General features: G+C 32.5%; 14 protein-coding genes and 1 other annotated feature. Of the genes, 11 read left to right on the forward strand and 3 right to left on the reverse strand.

The window, feature by feature from the left end; translation table 11 throughout:
* Positions 1-21: 21 nt before the first annotated feature.
* Together leuS and IY230_RS02590 are read left to right on the forward strand one after the other, a co-directional pair.
* Positions 22-2,433: a leucine--tRNA ligase gene (gene leuS, locus IY230_RS02585; RefSeq protein WP_196369781.1), complete on the forward strand. Its 2,412-nt coding sequence runs from the start codon at positions 22-24 to the stop codon at positions 2,431-2,433.
* 131 nt (positions 2,434-2,564) lie between these two features.
* On the forward strand, positions 2,565-3,092 hold the full coding sequence (locus tag IY230_RS02590) for a histidine phosphatase family protein (protein ID WP_196369782.1): 528 nt from the start codon (positions 2,565-2,567) through the stop codon (positions 3,090-3,092).
* A 53-nt stretch (positions 3,093-3,145) separates the two neighbouring features.
* Here IY230_RS02590 and IY230_RS02595 read toward each other — a convergent pair whose 3' ends face one another.
* Both IY230_RS02595 and IY230_RS02600 read right to left on the reverse strand, forming a co-directional pair.
* On the reverse strand, positions 3,146-3,670 hold the full coding sequence (locus IY230_RS02595; protein ID WP_196369783.1) for a class I SAM-dependent methyltransferase: 525 nt from the start codon (positions 3,668-3,670) through the stop codon (positions 3,146-3,148).
* On the reverse strand, positions 3,648-4,604 hold the full coding sequence (locus IY230_RS02600; protein ID WP_374978442.1) for a TIGR01212 family radical SAM protein: 957 nt from the start codon (positions 4,602-4,604) through the stop codon (positions 3,648-3,650). The genes IY230_RS02595 and IY230_RS02600 overlap by 23 nt, the downstream gene beginning before the upstream one ends.
* Before the next feature lie 60 nt (positions 4,605-4,664).
* Between IY230_RS02600 and IY230_RS02605 the strand changes: the two genes are divergently transcribed.
* The 9 genes from IY230_RS02605 to IY230_RS02645 all read left to right on the forward strand — a co-directional run bounded on the left by IY230_RS02605 (position 4,665) and on the right by IY230_RS02645 (position 17,723).
* Complete coding sequence (locus IY230_RS02605; protein ID WP_196369785.1) at positions 4,665-5,432, forward strand: DUF1189 family protein; 768 nt, start codon at positions 4,665-4,667, stop codon at positions 5,430-5,432.
* Positions 5,433-5,442: 10 nt separating this feature from the next.
* Positions 5,443-9,957, forward strand: coding sequence for a PolC-type DNA polymerase III (locus tag IY230_RS02610; RefSeq protein ID WP_196369786.1), 4,515 nt, complete (start codon positions 5,443-5,445; stop codon positions 9,955-9,957).
* Positions 9,958-10,050: 93 nt separating this feature from the next.
* Positions 10,051-10,791, forward strand: a complete 741-nt coding sequence (locus tag IY230_RS02615; RefSeq protein ID WP_196369787.1) for a Bax inhibitor-1/YccA family protein — start codon at positions 10,051-10,053, stop codon at positions 10,789-10,791.
* Positions 10,787-10,994, forward strand: a binding site (T-box leader). (Overlaps the previous gene by 5 nt.)
* A 57-nt stretch (positions 10,995-11,051) precedes the next feature.
* Positions 11,052-12,065 (forward strand): phenylalanine--tRNA ligase subunit alpha, encoded by a 1,014-nt coding sequence (gene pheS, locus IY230_RS02620; RefSeq protein WP_196369788.1) that lies wholly within the window; start codon positions 11,052-11,054, stop codon positions 12,063-12,065.
* Positions 12,065-14,419 (forward strand): phenylalanine--tRNA ligase subunit beta, encoded by a 2,355-nt coding sequence (gene pheT / locus IY230_RS02625; protein WP_196369789.1) that lies wholly within the window; start codon positions 12,065-12,067, stop codon positions 14,417-14,419. Before pheS ends, pheT begins: the two co-directional genes overlap by 1 nt.
* Before the next feature lie 68 nt (positions 14,420-14,487).
* Positions 14,488-15,504: a 23S rRNA (adenine(2503)-C(2))-methyltransferase RlmN gene (gene rlmN / locus IY230_RS02630; protein ID WP_196369790.1), complete on the forward strand. Its 1,017-nt coding sequence runs from the start codon at positions 14,488-14,490 to the stop codon at positions 15,502-15,504.
* Positions 15,505-15,520: 16 nt separating this feature from the next.
* Positions 15,521-16,474 carry a ribosome small subunit-dependent GTPase A gene (gene rsgA / locus IY230_RS02635; protein ID WP_230852580.1) on the forward strand — a complete coding sequence of 318 codons (954 nt, stop codon included), beginning with the start codon at positions 15,521-15,523 and terminating at the stop codon, positions 16,472-16,474.
* Between the two features lie 11 nt (positions 16,475-16,485).
* A complete protein-coding gene (rpe, locus tag IY230_RS02640) occupies positions 16,486-17,118 on the forward strand; it encodes a ribulose-phosphate 3-epimerase (RefSeq protein ID WP_196369791.1) in 633 nt (210 codons plus the stop codon).
* A gap of 14 nt (positions 17,119-17,132) precedes the next feature.
* Entirely contained in the window at positions 17,133-17,723 is a 591-nt protein-coding gene (locus tag IY230_RS02645) for a thiamine diphosphokinase (protein WP_230852581.1), read from the forward strand.
* A 47-nt stretch (positions 17,724-17,770) separates the two neighbouring features.
* Here the strand turns inward: IY230_RS02645 and rpmB are convergent, their stop codons facing one another.
* Complete coding sequence (gene rpmB, locus IY230_RS02650) at positions 17,771-17,959, reverse strand: 50S ribosomal protein L28 (protein WP_012242212.1); 189 nt, start codon at positions 17,957-17,959, stop codon at positions 17,771-17,773.
* Between the last annotated feature and the right edge of the window lie 4 nt (positions 17,960-17,963).

Here is a 17,963-nt window from a genome sequence, read left to right on the forward strand (position 1 = left end):
TGAATGAGTGAGGTTAAGAATATGCATAAATATGAACACAGAAAAATAGAAGAAAAATGGCAAAAACATTGGTTAGACAATAAGTTGTTTAAAACTAAAAACGATAGATTTCATGAGAAATACTATGTTTTAGATATGTTTCCATACCCTTCAGCCTCAGGACTACATGTAGGGCACATCGAAGGATATACAGCAACAGATATCATGTCACGTTTTAAACGTATGCAAGGATATAATGTGTTACATCCAATGGGGTGGGATGCATATGGGTTACCTTCTGAACAATATGCCCTTGCAACCGGAAAAGATCCGAAATCTTTCACATACCAAAATATTAGTAATTTCAAAAGACAAATTATTGAAATGGGTAAAGGTGTAGATTGGGATAAAGAACTAGCTACAACAGACCCTGAGTATTTTAAATGGACTCAGTGGATTTTTAAACGTCTTTATGAAAAGGGGTTAGCGGTCTTAAAAGATGTTGAAGTCAATTGGTGTGAAGGTTTAGGTACAGTACTTGCTAATGATGAAATAGAAATCATTAATGGACAAATGGTATCTGAACGCGGACACTATCCAGTTATTAAAAAGCCGATGCGCCAATGGGTATTAAGAATTACTGAATATGCAGATCGATTACTTGATGATCTTGCTTTAGTAGATTGGCCTGAAAATTTAAAAGAAATGCAACGCAACTGGATTGGAAAATCTAGTGGCGCCGTAATTGAATTTCAAGTGGCATCGACAGATTACAAATTTGAAATATTTACGACAAGACCAGATACCATTTACGGTGTAACTTACTGTGTACTTTCACCAGAACATCCGCTTGTAGAAAAAATCGTGACTAAAGATGAAGAAAAAGATGTTTTAAAATACATTGAACAAACGAAAATGAAGTCTGATTTAGATCGTATTGCAGATAAAACTAAAACAGGTGTTTTTACTGGTGCATTTGCAAAACACCCTCTAACAAACCAATTGATTCCGATTTGGATTGGTGACTATGTACTACCTCAATATGGTATGGGTGCAGTTATGGCAGTTCCTGCACATGATGACAGAGACTATGATTTTGCGATGCAATATGGTTTAAATATTATAGAAGTTATTAAGGGTGGTAGTGAAGGTGCGTATACTGGAGATGGTATTCATCATCACTCCGGTATCATTGATGGATTGTATAATGATGAGGCTATTGAAAAAATAACTAAACATTTAGAAGATCGTAAAAAAGGGTATAAACACCATACTTATAAATTAAGAGATTGGGTTTTTAGTCGTCAAAGATATTGGGGCGAACCATTCCCTGTAATTTATGATGAAGATGGACAAATTCATTTAGTACCAGATGACGAATTACCACTGGAATTACCTTATCTTGAATTTATTAAACCAAGTGGAACTGGTGAATCACCACTGGCTAACGCACATGATTGGTTATATGTTGATATTAACGGTAAAAAAGGTAGACGTGATACAAACACTATGCCGCAACTTGCAGGCTCAAGTTGGTATTACATTGGTTATATTCTTAAATCTAATTTAGGTTATATTCCATTAGATTCTAAAGAAGCTAAAGCAGTACTTGATCAGTTCTTACCAGTTGATCTTTATGTTGGTGGAACAGAACATGCAGTAGGTCACTTACTTTATGCAAGATTCTGGCATAAATTCTTCTATGATCTAGGATTTGTAAGTTCCAAAGAACCGTTCATGAAACTTGTAAACCAAGGTATGATTTTAGGTGCTGACCACTCTAAGATGAGTAAATCAAAGGGAAATAGTGTCTCACCTGATGACTTTATTCAAAGTCATGGTGCAGATTCTTTAAGATTATTTGAGATGTTCATGGGGCCTTTAGAAGCTGAAAAACCATGGAGTAATGAGGGATTAGATGGTGCTAAGCGTTTCTTAGACCGTGTTTGGAGAATGTTTGATTTTGAAATTATACAACAACCAGTAGAGTCACTACAAACCGTTTATCACCAAACTGTAAAAAAAGTTACAGAAGATTATGAAAAGTTAGCATTTAATACGGCAATCTCTCAAATGATGATTTTTGTAAATGAAGTCTATAAGACCAAAGTGATTGGTGCTGCTCAAGCAAGAGGGTTCTTAAAATTATTAAATCCAATTGCACCTCACTTAACAGAAGAAATTAACGAGACCGTGTTAAAACATCATGAAGATTTAGTTTATTCTGAATGGCCAACTTATGATGAATCATTCTTAATTGAAACAGAAGTTGAAGTAGCTATCCAAGTAAATGGAAAACTACGTGGTAGACTTCAAGTGAAAAAAGATATGGTGGAAGAAGATCTTAAAAAACTAGCGCTTGAACACGAGAATGTCATCAAGCACGTTGAAGGATTAACAATTGTTAAAGTCATTGTTATACCAAATAAGATTGTAAATATCGTTGTAAGATAAAAAACCAAGTGTGCTTCTATTTAAAATCATATTAAGTGATATAAATAGAAGCACTTTTTATTATATGAAATATAAAAAAATAAATGTTTATAAAGTATAATAGATTTAAAACGTAGAGTAAGGGGATTTGTATGGCAAAATTTATCTTAATTAGACACGCAGAACCAAGATATGATGAAGTAGACGAAAGAGGCTACTTTGGTATGGGTCACGAACTAGGCAGGTTAACTGAAAATGGTGAACAACAAGCCGAATTTAGAGGAAGTGATACCTCTTTATTAGGTGCAGATATCATTATTTCATCACCCTATACAAGAGCACTTCAAACAGCAGCCACCATCTCAAGATTAACAAATATTAAGTTAAGGGTAGAAAATGATTTACATGAGTGGATGCCCGATATGACACATACTTATAAAATTGATGATTTTAGAAAACTTTATCAAGAATACCGTGATTCAAAAGGTATTAGAAATGAATCTACAATATATAATTGGGAAACATATGAACACTTAAAGACTAGGTTATTTAGTGTTTTAGATAAGTATAAACATTTAGATAAAGTCATAGTAGTATGTCATGGACTTATTATGTCAGCCGCAGGTGAATTTGAGCAATTATTTGATTTTGTAGAAAAATTAGAAATTGATTATAAATAATAAAATTAAAAACAGAGACGATTTATCGTCTCTATTATTTATAGTGTATGTATTTAGTATGTATAAAAATAAATTAAGGGTGCATCTTTTTTAGTGATATGAGGAAGTCTTATGACTTCATACTTAATATCTTGTTTATCTAAAAAAGATTGTAGCGCAACTTGTTCAATAATGCCTTCAGTATGTCCTGGGTAAGCAACAATTAAGACAAATCCTTGATGCTTTTCATGTAAGGATTTTAAAGTGTTTACAGTAGATATGTGGTGCGTTGTAATACTTTTATCACCTTTAGGTAGGTAACCTAAATTAAAGATGACACCATCATAGTTTGAGATTAGTTTTGTTATATGCTCATGTGATGTATGGTGGAATGTGATATTGTCTAAATCTTTCGTGAGTTCTCTAGTATTATCTAGTGCCTCTTGTTGAATATCAAAGGCATGTACATGTTCTATTCTAGAAGCTAAAAACAAAGTATCATGACCATTACCACAGGTAGCATCAACAATCGTCATATGTGGTTGAATATGTTTTAATAAGATATTGTGTGCAAGATCAATTACGTTTGCTTTCTTCATAGTAAGCTCCTTGAAATAGCCCTAATTTTCTTAATCTCTTATCAATTTCATTAGCAACAACAAACTTCTTTTTTGTCCAAAGTGGAGCGATTAACATTTCTTCTGGTGCATCACCAGTGACACGGTGAACAATGATATCTGGTCTTAACCAAAGAAGTTGGTCAGTTGTAATATCAACATACTCTTCAAGTGTTAATAATTCCCATGGATTTTGAAGGTAATCATAACCCATCTTTGTTTTTTCCATTAAGTGAAGCATATGGATTTTAATCCCTTGAATCGGTAGCGTGTTTAAGTGTTTAACTGTTTCTAACATCATATTTTTGTCTTCTGTTGGAAGACCATTAATGATATGTACAACCACTTCAATACCACGTTTATGTAACCTTAAAACCGCATCATCAAAGGTTTTTAGGTCGTGAGCACGATTGATTAAATCACTGGTGGACTGATGTATAGTTTGAAGCCCTAGTTCAACTTGAACAGGCATTCTAGTGTTTAGTTCCTCTAAGTAGTCTAAAACATCTTCAGGTAATGAATCAGGTCTAGTACCTAATGATATCATCACAATCTTAGGATCAAGTGTAATAGCTTCTTCATATATTTCTTTTAATCTAGGCAGTGGTGCATGGGTGTTAGTGTTTGCTTGAAAGTAAGCAATATATAAGCCGTCTTTCCATTTTTTATGCATCTGTTGTTTGATGTTTTCAAATTGTACTTTTAAAGAATCTCTTTTATCTCCGGCAAAGTCACCTGATCCCATCCAAGAACAAAAGGTGCATCCGCCGGATGCAACTGTTCCATCAATGTTTGGGCAAGTAAAGCCTGCGTTTAAAGCAACTTTAAACACTTTTTGATTATAAGTTTTTCTGTAATAATTATTTAATGTATTGTAATGTTTTTCTTTTGTTAGTAAGTTCATAGTTTCACCAATATTAATTTTATCATAACTGTCCTATTATGTTATAATAATTTAAGAAGGAAGTATAATAATATGTACCAAAGATTTAAAAGAGCTCTGTTAATACCAAGTGAATTATACATATACCTAAAAGACTCATGGCTAAATGTTTGGGTTTACTTTTTTTTAATGCTCATGCTTACTGCACTACCTTTTATGATGATAACCTGGGCAAACACGGGATTTAGTGATCGTAATAAAATAGAAATTAAAGAGCAATTTGTTGAAAATTTAAGTGGAACACACAAAATAGTAGCTGGTGAACTTATCGTTGAACAAGAATTTTTAAATAGTGATAAATACATTAATCTAGATATCTATACGATTGGTATTGTAAATACACCAACAAGTCCAGAATACCAAGGTATTCGCATCATTTTAATTAAAGATGGAGTGAAGTTATATACGTTTGGTGTACTAGCTAAAACATATAGTTATGATGAGTTAGGTCTTAGTGATTTTGATTTCTCAGATTATTCTTTAACAAACATTGATAAATTCATCAGAGGTATAAATCGCATAGCCATAGAGTATAGTGCGCCAACAAAAGTGTTTAGTAGTTTTGTTACACTCTTGTCATCAGCTATAGAACTTATATTCTTTGTAATTATTTCGGCTACTTTTTCTAGAACACTCATTCCATTTAAATTTAAATTTAAAATAGCTGTTTATGTGTTAACACCATATGTGGTGATGAGTTTGTTTGCATTATTTTTAGGTAGTGGATTATTTATATTTTTAGGCATCATTTTAATGATGATTTATATGCGTATAGCTTTTTTAAAGCTTAAAATGATATAGGAGTGAAATCATGTCAACCAAGTTTGATCTATTCTTACAACAAGCCCAATTAAATACACACCCATTATCTACTGCATATTTAAATTCAGTAACTGTAAAGGTACGAGAAAAATCCTTAATATTTGATATAACATTTGATGAATTGATGTTACCAAGTGAAATGAGTTTATTTACAAACCAACTACAAACATTATTTTTAAAAAAAGATGTAGTTTCACATGTAGACTATCAGTTTACATTTAAACAAGCAGATTTATCAGCACACTATAAAACTTATTATGAAGCTTTAATCCACAAAGCTTCTGAAATTTTTCAACCAGTCCTTATCTTTAAAAATTACACAGTGGAATTTGAAAACAACGTCTATACAATTCTAATTGAAAAAGATAGTAGAGGGTTAAAAAAATATTTACCAGACTTAAAGAAATACTTTAAAAAACATGGGTTAGATGTTGATTTTACACTTAAAGTCAATGAGGATTTAATCCCTGTTGCTGAACAAGTAAGACAAACCATTGAATCTCAAAAAGAGAGTATGGAGCGTTTAGTTAAAACATCTGATGCTGTTATTCTAGATAAAAAAACAACATTTAATAGAAAATCTAGTCCATCTGCTGTATCTATTAGTGAAATCCCTAAGAGTGCCTATGAACTTGATAAATACCAAAATGAAAAAGGCGATGTAAACTTTTTAATTGAAGGTGAAGTGTTTAAATCTGAGGTTAGAGAGCTTAAAAATACAAACCTTTTAACCATGTCTATTTTTGACAAGGATGATGCAATTACAGTTAAAAGATTTATAAGAGCACCTAAAGATGTTGCTTTAGCCAAAGAGGTTAAAGTCGGGGATATTATTCAAGTATCTGGCCGTGCAGAATATGACACTTTCCAAAAAGAAGTCACTATTATGGCAACAGCCTTTTATCAAATAGAGCGTCCTAAAAAGTTTGAACGTATCGATAAAGCAAAAGAAAAGCGTGTTGAGTTTCACATCCATACCAAAGCATCACCTATGGATGCAGTCACCTCAATTACTGATTATGTGGAAACCCTAGAAAGTTGGGGACATAAAGCTTTTGCTATTACAGATAGAAATGGGTTATATGCCTACCCTGAACTACATAAAGCAATTAAAGGTAAAAAGATAAAACCAATATTTGGAGTCCAACTAGACTATGTCGATGATGAAGCTTTTTGGGTTGCCAAAGACTATCATGAAGATATTCTACTTAAAGAAGCAGTCTATACCGTTTTTGACATTGAAACTACAGGTTTTTCATTTACAAGAGATAAAATTATAGAAATTGCTGCATATAAAGTCAGAGGTGGATTTATTGCAGAGCGTTTTGAAGTTTTAATTAACCCTGAAGAGCAGTTAAGTGAAACAACAAAACGTATTACAAATATTACAGATGAAATGGTTGAAAATGAAAAAACCATTGAAGAAGTATTACCTACCTTCTTAGAGTTTATTAAGGGAACTGTTTTAGTTGCTCATAATGCATCTTTTGATATCGGATTTATTTATGAAAAATCTAGATTACTTGGCTTAGAGCATGAACCGTTTGCTGTCATTGACACTTTAAACATTGCAAGATACTTCTATAACAACACAAATAAAGAAAAGAATCATGCAAGATTCTATGTGAATGATGCTGGAAATATTCCTGATCTAAAAAGATTTAATTTAAAAGCTTTAACGAAGTTCTTTAAAGTCAATCTAGAAGCACATCACCGTGCTATCTATGATGCCTATGCAACTGCAGAAGTGTTTTTAAACATGTTACAAGATTTCTATAAAGAAGAAATTTATAGTTATTTTGAATTACAAGCATCCCTTGATATGAATGAAGTATGGCGTCATCCAATTCCTAAATACGCTACAGTACTTGCTCAAACTCAAGAAGGCTACAAAAATCTCTTTAAATTGGTATCCGATGCCCTAACAACGCACTTTGACGGTGGACCAAGGTTATTAAAATCTGTCTTTCTAAAATATAGAGAAGGTTTATTAATTGGTAGTGGTACCGAGCGTAGTGAAGTGTTTGAAGCTGCACTTAATTTAAATGATGAACAATTAAAAGAAGCAATCTCATTTTATGACTATATTGAGGTACAACCATTAAATGCATACCTCCATCTAGAAAATGAAATTGGTGCACTTGGTAGAGAAGTGATTCAAGCAGCAATAAAAAAGATTATTACGTATGCAAAAGAGCAAAACAAAATAGTAATAGCATCTTCTAATGCGCACTATTTAAATCCGGAAGATAAGAAATATAGAGAAATATATATTCAAACAAAATCTGTTGGTGGTGGTTTACACCCACTTGCAAATTATGAAAAATCACCAGACCAACATCTATTAACAACCACTGAAATGTTGGAAGCATTCTCATTTTTAGATCAACAAACAGCTTATGAGATTGTAGTTACAAATACAAACAAGTTAAGTGATATGTTTGATAATGTACGAGCTTTTCCTAAAGAATTATACTCTATTAAAGATCACGCATTTAAAGATACATTAGGTATTCCATCGATTAAAGAACATGTTGAAGAGATGGTTATGAATGAAGCAAAAAGATTATATGGTGATCCAATACATCCATATGTGTTAGGTAGAGTTAAAAGAGAATTAACCAATATTATTGATAACCAATTCGCACCAATTTACTTTATTTCTCATTTATTAGTTAAAAAATCATTAGATGATGGCTACTTAGTAGGTTCTAGAGGATCTGTTGGATCTTCACTTGTAGCAACCTTAATGAATATTACAGAAGTAAACCCTTTAAGACCACACTATCGTTGTAAGAAGGGTGAATATGCAGTATTTAAACTGACAGATGAAGAAATCTATGAACAAGGTGTTGATGCTAGAGATGAACCATTCATCGAAGTATTAAAACATGTTAAATCAGGTTATGACCTACCAGATATGAATTGTCCTATTTGTGGGGAACCCATGCATAAAGATGGTCATGATATCCCGTTTGAAACCTTCTTAGGTTTTGATGGGGATAAAATTCCTGATATTGACTTAAACTTTAGTGGAGATTACCAGTCTAAAGCACATGACTATGTTAGAGAACTATTAGGTGAAGAATATACCTTTAGAGCAGGAACCATTCAAACGGTTGCTGAGCGTAACGCATTTGGTTATGTTAAAGGTTATTTAGAATACCTAGGTAAAGATGCAAGAAGTGCGTATATTGAGCGTCTAGCTAAAGGTATTGAAGGTGTGAAACGTTCGACGGGTCAGCACCCAGGTGGGATTGTTGTTGTACCAAAGGATAAATCCATTTATGATGTAACACCAATTCAATATCCAGCAGATGATGTCAATAGTGCATGGAAAACAACACATTTTGATTATCATGCCTTTGAAGATAACTTACTAAAACTAGATATTCTAGGTCACGATGATCCAACCATGATTAAGTTTTTAATGGACTATGTTAAAGAGCATCCTGAGGATTTCCCTTTTGATAATGCACAAGACATTCCGCTAGATGATCCAAATGTCTACCGCTTATTCCAAAATACCTCTGTAATTGGATTAAAAGATAAAGATGATGTTTATGGTGACATTGCAAGTTATGCAATCCCGGAATTCGGTACACCGTTTACAAGACAGATGTTACAACAGACAAGACCTTCAACATTTGCAGGGTTGGTTAAAATATCTGGTCTATCGCACGGTACAGACGTTTGGTTAAAAAACTCTCAAGAACTTGTATTAGGTTCTACCCAATTTGGTAAAATTTCATTTGATGACATCATTGGTTGTCGTGATGATATTATGGTGGAGTTATCTAATCGTGGTATGAAAGAGGCTAAAGCATTTGAAATTATGGAGTTTGTTAGAAAGGGTAGACCTTCATCAAACCCTAAAAAATGGGCTGAATATGAAAGTGAGATGAAAGCAAGTAAGATACCTGATTGGTATATATGGAGTGCATCTCAAATTAAGTATATGTTCCCTAAAGCGCATGCGACTGCATATGTTATTATGGCAATGCGTATTGCATGGTTTAAGGTCTATAGTCCACTGTTATTCTATTCAAGTTTCTTTAGTAAACGCGCTGTACAATTTGAACATGATATTATGGTTGCAGGTACAAATGCAATTAGAAATAGAATTAATACATTAAGAAATGATAATAATATAACTGCGAAAGACCAAGATGTTATTGTGACACTTCTAGTCGCACTTGAAATGACTAAACGTGGATTTAAATTTTTACCTGTCAATATTAAAAAATCACATGCTAAAGAGTTTGTGATGGAAAACAATGGATTACGTATGCCTTTTTCAAGTATTGATGGCCTTGGATTACAAGCGGCAATCAATATTGTTGAAAATAGAGAAGAAAAACCTTATAATTCAAAAGAAGATGCAAGAGTACGTGGAAAATTAAACAAGACAGTATTTGAAAGATTAGATTTAGCTGGCGCATTTGATGACTTAGCAGATGTAAGTAGTGAACTTGATCATGGGTTATTTGCTCATAAATACTAATTGTATAAAATTACACATATTAAAGACTTATTTAATTAAAATGTTAAAATAAAGTTATAATAATCTTGAAAATGATGAAGAGGTGAAACGAATATGCGTAGTTCAAATCCAGTATTTACAAGCTTGGAAAAACAAGCATTTACAGATAACGTAGAAGTTGCAACTAAATCAGGTATTACATTAAAAACGATTACTCTTGTAGTCATATCCTTAATCACAGGTTTTGCATCCATCTTCTTAGCACAAGTGATGCCTGAAGGTTTACTATTTGGTATTTTAATTGGTTCAGGAATCTTTGCATTCATATCAGTATTACTTGCAATGTTTGTACCTAAACTTGCTGCATCTATGAGTATTTTATATGCAGTACTACAAGGTTTTACATACGGACTTTTAACTTGGGTATTAGAAATGTACTTCCCAGGTGTTGCATCGATTGCACTCCTTGGCACAGCACTTGTATTTGGGGTGATGTTCACACTATATAATACAGGGTTATTAAGAGGGTCTAACCTTTTAAGATCAGTTGTATTTGGTGCATTATTAACTGTATTAGTTGGATCTTTAATCGTCGGTATTGTAGGTTTAGTGAATCCTGAATATATTAATGGATTCTTCTCATACGAAGTTACAATAGCAATCAGTTTAATCTTAATCGTTATGGGTGCATTAATGTTAACTCTAGACTTTGATCGTGCTGAAAGTGTTGTAAGAATGGGACTTCCAAAACACTATGAATGGACCGTTGCTTTAGGTTTTATGGTAACATTAATATGGATATACTATAATATCCTAAGATTAGCAGTTACAGTTATGGGTAGAAATAATAATTAAAACGTTGATATAACAGTAGTAAAGTATATTTAATTCTTAACCAGCGATAAAGTGGGATAGTGGAAGCCACTTAAGAAATATATATTTGAATTCAGTTATGGAGTGAAGGGGTAAAATCCTTTCCGTAGATCTTACGTTACAAGAAATTAAGTGCCAAGATTTTTCTTGGAACTAAGGTGGTACCGCGATTGATCGTCCTTAGCGTATATTTATACGTCTAAGGACTTTTATTTTAAATATGATAAGGAGAAATATGGAAAATGAAGGAAAAAATAGATTCGATTGTTACATCATTAAATGATAAAATCCATCCGGATTTAACATTAAATGATTTAGAAGCATTAAGAGTTGAGTATCTAGGGAAAAACGGTATTTTAACATCTCAGATGTCTTTAATAAGAACATTACCAAATGAAGAAAAACCAAAGTTTGGTCAATGGATCAATGATGCAAAGCTTTCGATTGAACATGTAATTACAGAACAAAAAAATATATTACTTACAAAAGCAATGAATGAACAACTAAAAAAAGAAACACTTGATGTTACAATGCCAGGGTTAAACTTTAAAAAAGGTAGTTTACATCCATTAACCTTAGTAACTCAGGATTTAGAAGATTACTTTATTGGTTTAGGCTATAAGGTGGCTGAAGGTCCAGAACTAGAGTTAGATAAATATAACTTTGAAATGATGAATCTAGCAAGTGATCACCCTGCTAGAGAAATGCATGATTCTTTTTATGTGACTCAAAATACATTATTAAGAACACACACATCACCAATCCAAGCACGTTATATGGAAAAATCAAAGGGTCAGCCGATTGCGATTATTGCACCAGGTAAAACCTATAGAAGAGATCCAGATGATCGTACACACTCACACCAATTTATGCAATGTGAAGGTTTAGTAATCGATAAGAATGTTACATTTGCACACCTTAAAGAAACACTACTAGGTATGGCACGTCATATCTTTGGTGAAGAAAGAACGATTCGTTTAAGACCATCATATTTTCCGTTTACTGAACCATCTGTAGAAGTCGATGTATCCTATGTGGATAGTGATGGTAAAACAGAATGGATTGAAGTGTTAGGTGCTGGTATGGTACACCCGAATGTGTTAACTATGGGTGGATATGATCCTAAAGTATACCGTGGGTTTGCTTTTGGGATTGGACTTGAACGTATTGCCATCTTAAAATATAAGATTGATGATATCCGTCAATTCTATACGAATGACTTACGCTTCTTAAATCAATTTAAAGGAGTCTTATAATGTTTATTTTAGATAATATATTAAAACAATTTATTGAAGTACCGAATGATTTATATGAAAAGACAAATCAACAAATCATCGAAGTCGATGATTATTTAGCATTAAACTCATCTACTAAACTTGTAGTAGGTTATGTTGAAACATGTGTTAAACACCCAAATGCCGATACTTTAAGCAAAACTACAGTTAATATTGGTAGTAAAGTTTTAGACATCGTTTGTGGGGCACCAAACGTGCGCAGCGGGCAATATGTTATTGTTGCTCAAGTAGGATCTGTACTACCTGGTAATTTTGAAATTAAAGCTGCAGTGGTTCGTGGTGAAACATCAAATGGTATGATTTGTTCATTAAAAGAACTAGGATTTGATGAAAAACATGTACCTGCTCAGTATAAAGATGGCATTTATAATTTTAGCCATAAAGTAACACCTGGTGAGGATGCACTTAAAGCACTTGGTTTAGATGGTATGAAACTACTTTTAGGGTTAACACCAAATCGAGGGGATTTACTATCTCACCTAGGGTTTGCTTATGATTTAGCGTCAATGACTAATAAAAAGGTCCATATTCCAAAACCAACATTTAAAGAAGTAGCACATAAAAATGATGTCCAAGTAGTACTAGATACTAATAACTGTTTAACGTATGATTTAAGAGTTATGGATGTTGTGGTTAAAGAAAGTCCATGGTGGTTAAAAAACGCTCTAATTCAAAGCGATATTCGTCCGATTAATAACGTAGTAGATATTACTAACTATATCTTAATTACTTATGGTACACCACTACATGCATTTGATGCAAACAAAGTAAATTCAAATACAGTTTTAGTACGTCAAGCACATGAAGGTGAAGAAGTTGTTACACTAGATGAAGTTACACGTGTATTAGAACCGTCAGACATCGTAATTACAGATGGTAATAATGCAATCGCACTTGGTGGTGTGATGGGTTTATTAGAATCTGGTATTGATGAAAGTACAACTAAAATTATGCTTGAAGCAGCTCAATTTAGTCCAAGTGTGATTGCTAAAACATCTAAACGCTTAGATTTAAGAAGTGATTCATCACTACGTTTTGAGCGTGGAATTGACCAGAAAAGAGTACGTATTGGTTTAGAAGCAGCTACTCAACTCCTTGTTGAGTTAGCAGATGCTAAAGTTTATCAAGGTATTTCATCAAAAACAAATGTAATAGAAGAAAACCCATGGATTGAATTATCACTAGAACATGTAAATGGTTTATTAGGAACAACACTAAATGACACTGAATTACATAAGATACTTGCACAGTTAAACTATCAAACAAAATTAGACAACAACACATTACTTATTCAAGCACCAGGGTATAGAAAAGATATCTTAATTGAAGCAGATGTTATCGAAGAAGTCTTACGTGTTTATGGTTATCACCATATTGAAGGTAAAAAACTTCAACCAAATTTATTAGGTGAACTATCCTACAGTCAAAAAATGAATAGAGCACTTAAACATACATTAGTAGGTTTAGGCTTAAATGAAGTGATTAACTACAGTTTAGTATCAGAATCAGATATTGAGTCATTCCCCAAAGTCGGTGAATCAGTAAGTATTTTAATGCCGTTAAGTGATGATCGTAAGATTTTACGTCAATCATTAATACCAGGTTTATTAAAAAACTTAAACTATCATCTATCAAGACAAATGTCACATATTACGCTATTTGAAATGGGTCACGTCTTTGCAAAAGATGTTGAAAAAAATCACTTAGCAGTGTTAATCAATGGTAATTTACTAGATTCTAACTACTTAAAACGTGATATTAAATCAGATTTCTATACATTAAAAGGTATCTTAGAACAAATCGGTGTGACATTAAATGTCTCATTTGATGTTAAACAATCCTCCCGTGTAACTGCCCTACACCCTGGTATCCAAGGCGATATTTATGTAGGAGATTTATTTGTTGGGGTCATTGGTAAAACACATCCATTAACTGATGAAGCTTATGATATTAAAGATACTTATGTATTAGAATTAGATTTATCTAAACTCATTACAACAAAATCACCAATGATTTTTGAAAGTATTTCTAAATACCCATCGATTCAAAGAGACATCTCGTTTGTCGTATCTAAAGACTATCCAATTAGCGATATTTTAGGTATTATTAAACAAACAGCTAGAAAACTATTAACCAATATTGAAGTGTTTGATGTCTATAGTGGATCAAATATTGAAGAAGGATTCCACTCACTAGCAATTTCAATGACATTCAATAACAAAGAAAAAACACTAGAAAAATTAGATGTTGAAAAAGCACTCAAATCCATTCAAAACAGATTAGAATTCAATTTTAAAGCAGTATTTAGAGCATAACTTGATTTCTATTTCACCATATGAAAATTTATCAAAATCTTGTATAATAACAAGTGAGGAATAATATTATGCTAATTTATGATTTAACATACGAAGAATTAGAAGAATTCATCGTAGAAAACGGCTATAAGAAATTTAGAGCCGATCAAATTTGGAACTGGCTCTATAAACAAAAAATAGAGGCGTTTAGTGAAATGAATAACATCCCAGAGGACATCATTAAATTATTGAATGATAATTTTACCTTTGCAGGACTTGAGACGGTCATTAAAAATACAAGTGCAGATGGTACAATTAAGTTTTTATTTGACTTAAAAGATGCGAATCTAATTGAAACGGTATTAATGAATCACAACTATGGCATGAGTGCCTGTGTGACCACTCAAGTAGGATGTAACATTGGATGTAGTTTTTGTGCATCTGGTGTATTAAAGAAGAAAAGAGACTTAACAGCAGGAGAAATTGTTGCACAAATTATTCGTGCAGAAAAAGAATCAGGTGTGAGAGTGTCTAGTATTGTTATTATGGGTATTGGTGAACCATTTGATAACTATAAGAACTTTGTTAAATTTATTAGCATTGTAAATCATCCTAAAGGACTAGCCATTGGTGCAAGACATATTACAGTGTCTACATCAGGTTTAGTACCTAAGATTAAAGAATTTGCTCATTTAGGTATTCAAGTAAACTTAGCAGTGTCGCTACATGCACCGAATAATGAGATTAGATCTAAATTAATGAAAATTAATGATAGATTCAAAGTAGAAGAAGTCGTAGATGCAATCAAATACTACATTCATGTAACAAATAGAAGAGTTACCATTGAATATATTATGATTCAAGATTTAAATGATAGTGTAGAAACTGCAGTAGAATTAGCTAAACTCTTAAAGGGTATGAATGTCTATGTGAACTTAATTCCATATAACACCGTTAAAGAAGCTGATTATCAACGATCAAGTCTTGAAAATCGTTTAGCATTCCATAAGACATTAAAAGAACATAAAATCACAGCGATTTTAAGAAAAGAACAAGGTCATGACATTAATGCTGCTTGTGGCCAATTAAGAAGTCAAAATCTATAAGGAGATACTAATATTTTTGAGTAAAGCACGCGTAATTAAATTAATCGGAGGCTTATATAGCTTTAAAGACCTAAAGACACAAGCAGTGTATGAAGGTTATGCAAAGGGTAAGTTTAGAAAGGTAAGAGTCGATAAAAACTCAAGCTTTAATAAAAACATCACGAAAAGCACTAAAAAAGATGTCAAAGACATCGTTTTAAGTCCTAAGGTTGGTGATATTATCTATTATAGTTTTGAATCTGATCAGTACATGATTACTGAAGTGCTTGAAAGAAAAAATGAACTTATTAGACCGGATGTTGCAAATATTGATCAAGTATTATTGGTATTTTCAGCCATAAGACCTGATTTTAGTTTTAATTTACTAGATAAATTTTTAGTGATACTAAAACATCATGAATTAACACCGGTTATTGTTGTATCTAAAGTTGATTTAATGACGGATGAAAATTTAAAATCTCTAAAAGAAGATTTAAAATTTTATGAACCATTTTATGATATTCATTATGTCAATAGTAAGGCACGTATTGGTGTAGATTCATTAGATGGTATATTCGAAGACAAAATCACAATTCTAGCAGGTCAAACAGGTGCAGGTAAGTCAACGCTTTTAAATGCATTAAGACCTGAACTAGAATTAAAAACTCAAGAAATATCGGATGCACTTGGTCGTGGTAAGCATACAACTAGACATTCTGAACTCTATGAGTTTGGTGGTGGTTATATTTGTGATACGCCAGGATTTAGTAAAGTAGACTTTGAATTTCATGATTATACGACACTAAAAGACTACTTTGTAGACTTTTCTAAATATAGTGATCAGTGTAAGTTTGGTCATAGTTGTTTACATATTAACGAACCAAATTGCATGGTTAAAGAAAAGATTAAGTCTAAAGAAATACTGCAATCTAGGTATGATAGTTACTTGAATTTCGTAGAAATATTAAAAAATAGAAAAGAAAAGTATTAGGAGGGGACAAAATGAAAGTTGCACCGTCGATATTGACAGCAAATTTTATACGCTTGGAAGACGAACTTAAATCAATAGAGGAAGGCTCGGATTATATTCATGTGGACGTTATGGATGGCCACTTTGTACCAAACATTAGTTTTGGACCAGCGATAGTTTCACAAATTGGTGAACTCACTAAACTACCAATGGATATTCATCTTATGGTAGAACACCCATTAGATTGGATTGATAAAGTAATCTTTCCAACTACAGAATTTATTACAATCCATGCGGAATGTAATAGATTTAAAGAAAGTATTCGTAGAATTCTTTATTTAGGTAAAAAAGCAGGTTTAGCTATTAAACCAAGCACAGACGTAGACTTTATCAAACCTTATTTAAGTCAACTAGACCTCGTATTAGTCATGGGTGTTGAGCCTGGATATGGTGGACAATTATTTATCCAAAATCAATTAAGAAAAATTGAAGAACTTGCACAACTTAAAGAAGAAAATGGATATCACTACGAAATTCAAGTAGATGGTGGTATTAACGTTTCTACAGCAAAGCAAGTCAAAGATGCAGGAGCAACCATTGTTGTTGCAGGTACATTCATCTTTAATTACGAAGATCGTAAGGAAAGAATTGAATCACTTAAATAGTCATGAACGTCTATTTGATTGTACACCCTGTACCAAATAACTTAAATCAAATCATTAAAAAGCCCGCTTATGTGATCGCAGTCGATCAAGGGCTTTTTGATGCTTATAAACAGGGTGTTTTTGTTGATTTAGCGATTGGAGACTTTGATTCCTTAAGTGATATCAGCCTACTCGATAAAGTTCTTTATAAACGCTTAAATCCCGTTAAAGATATAACAGATACTGAAGCAGCGCTACAATATGCATTAAGTTTAAATCCGGCGCATACCTATATATTAGGTGGTATTGGTGGATCTAGACTAGAACATAGTTATGCAAATCTTTTATTGTTATTTGATTATGATAATGTAAGTATTATGACAAGTGAATCCGTCGTTGTTAAATTTAATGTAGGCATGCATAAAACTAAATTTAACGGTTATATTAATATCTTCAGTCAAAATCAGGCAGTCATCTCATTAACGGGTTTTAAATATGAATTAGATACTTATAAGTTAAAGATGTTTGATAGATTAGGTATCTCTAATGAATTAAAAGATACTGAAGGCACTATCAAAGTGCACAGTGGATCTATTCTTGTAGTATATACGAAAAAAGAGCAATAAAAAAAGGCATCTAGATGCCTTAGTTTATCTACAATATGTGGTTTGAATTAAACGCGCTCTAACTCTAATTTCTTTAAAGCTTTCGCTGAAATTTTAACTCTTTTGACATTTCCATTTTCATCTTTGATACGGACAGTCTGTAAGTTAGCCTTCCATGTACGACGGCTTGCGTTTAACGCATGACTGCGTTTATTACCAAATGATGTAGTTTTACCAGTTACATAGCACTTTGCCATAGTA

This window comes from Acholeplasma laidlawii (assembly GCF_015709225.1).
Classification (GTDB): Bacteria; Bacillota_I; Bacilli_A; order Acholeplasmatales; family Acholeplasmataceae; genus Acholeplasma; species Acholeplasma laidlawii_A.

Bases quoted from the DNA above. Each gene is read 5' to 3' on its own strand.
- IY230_RS02605 (WP_196369785.1), top strand. From the start codon at position 4,665: ATGTACCAAAGATTTAAAAGAGCTCTGTTAATACCAAGTGAATTATAC.
- rpe (WP_196369791.1), top strand. From the start codon at position 16,486: ATGAAAGTTGCACCGTCGATATTGACAGCAAATTTTATACGCTTGGAA.
- IY230_RS02595 (WP_196369783.1), bottom strand. From the start codon at position 3,670: ATGAAGAAAGCAAACGTAATTGATCTTGCACACAATATCTTATTAAAA.
- rpmB (WP_012242212.1), bottom strand. From the start codon at position 17,959: ATGGCAAAGTGCTATGTAACTGGTAAAACTACATCATTTGGTAATAAA.
- IY230_RS02590 (WP_196369782.1), top strand. From the start codon at position 2,565: ATGGCAAAATTTATCTTAATTAGACACGCAGAACCAAGATATGATGAA.
- pheS (WP_196369788.1), top strand. From the start codon at position 11,052: ATGAAGGAAAAAATAGATTCGATTGTTACATCATTAAATGATAAAATC.
- IY230_RS02610 (WP_196369786.1), top strand. From the start codon at position 5,443: ATGTCAACCAAGTTTGATCTATTCTTACAACAAGCCCAATTAAATACA.
- leuS (WP_196369781.1), top strand. From the start codon at position 22: ATGCATAAATATGAACACAGAAAAATAGAAGAAAAATGGCAAAAACAT.
- rlmN (WP_196369790.1), top strand. From the start codon at position 14,488: ATGCTAATTTATGATTTAACATACGAAGAATTAGAAGAATTCATCGTA.
- pheT (WP_196369789.1), top strand. From the start codon at position 12,065: ATGTTTATTTTAGATAATATATTAAAACAATTTATTGAAGTACCGAAT.
- IY230_RS02615 (WP_196369787.1), top strand. From the start codon at position 10,051: ATGCGTAGTTCAAATCCAGTATTTACAAGCTTGGAAAAACAAGCATTT.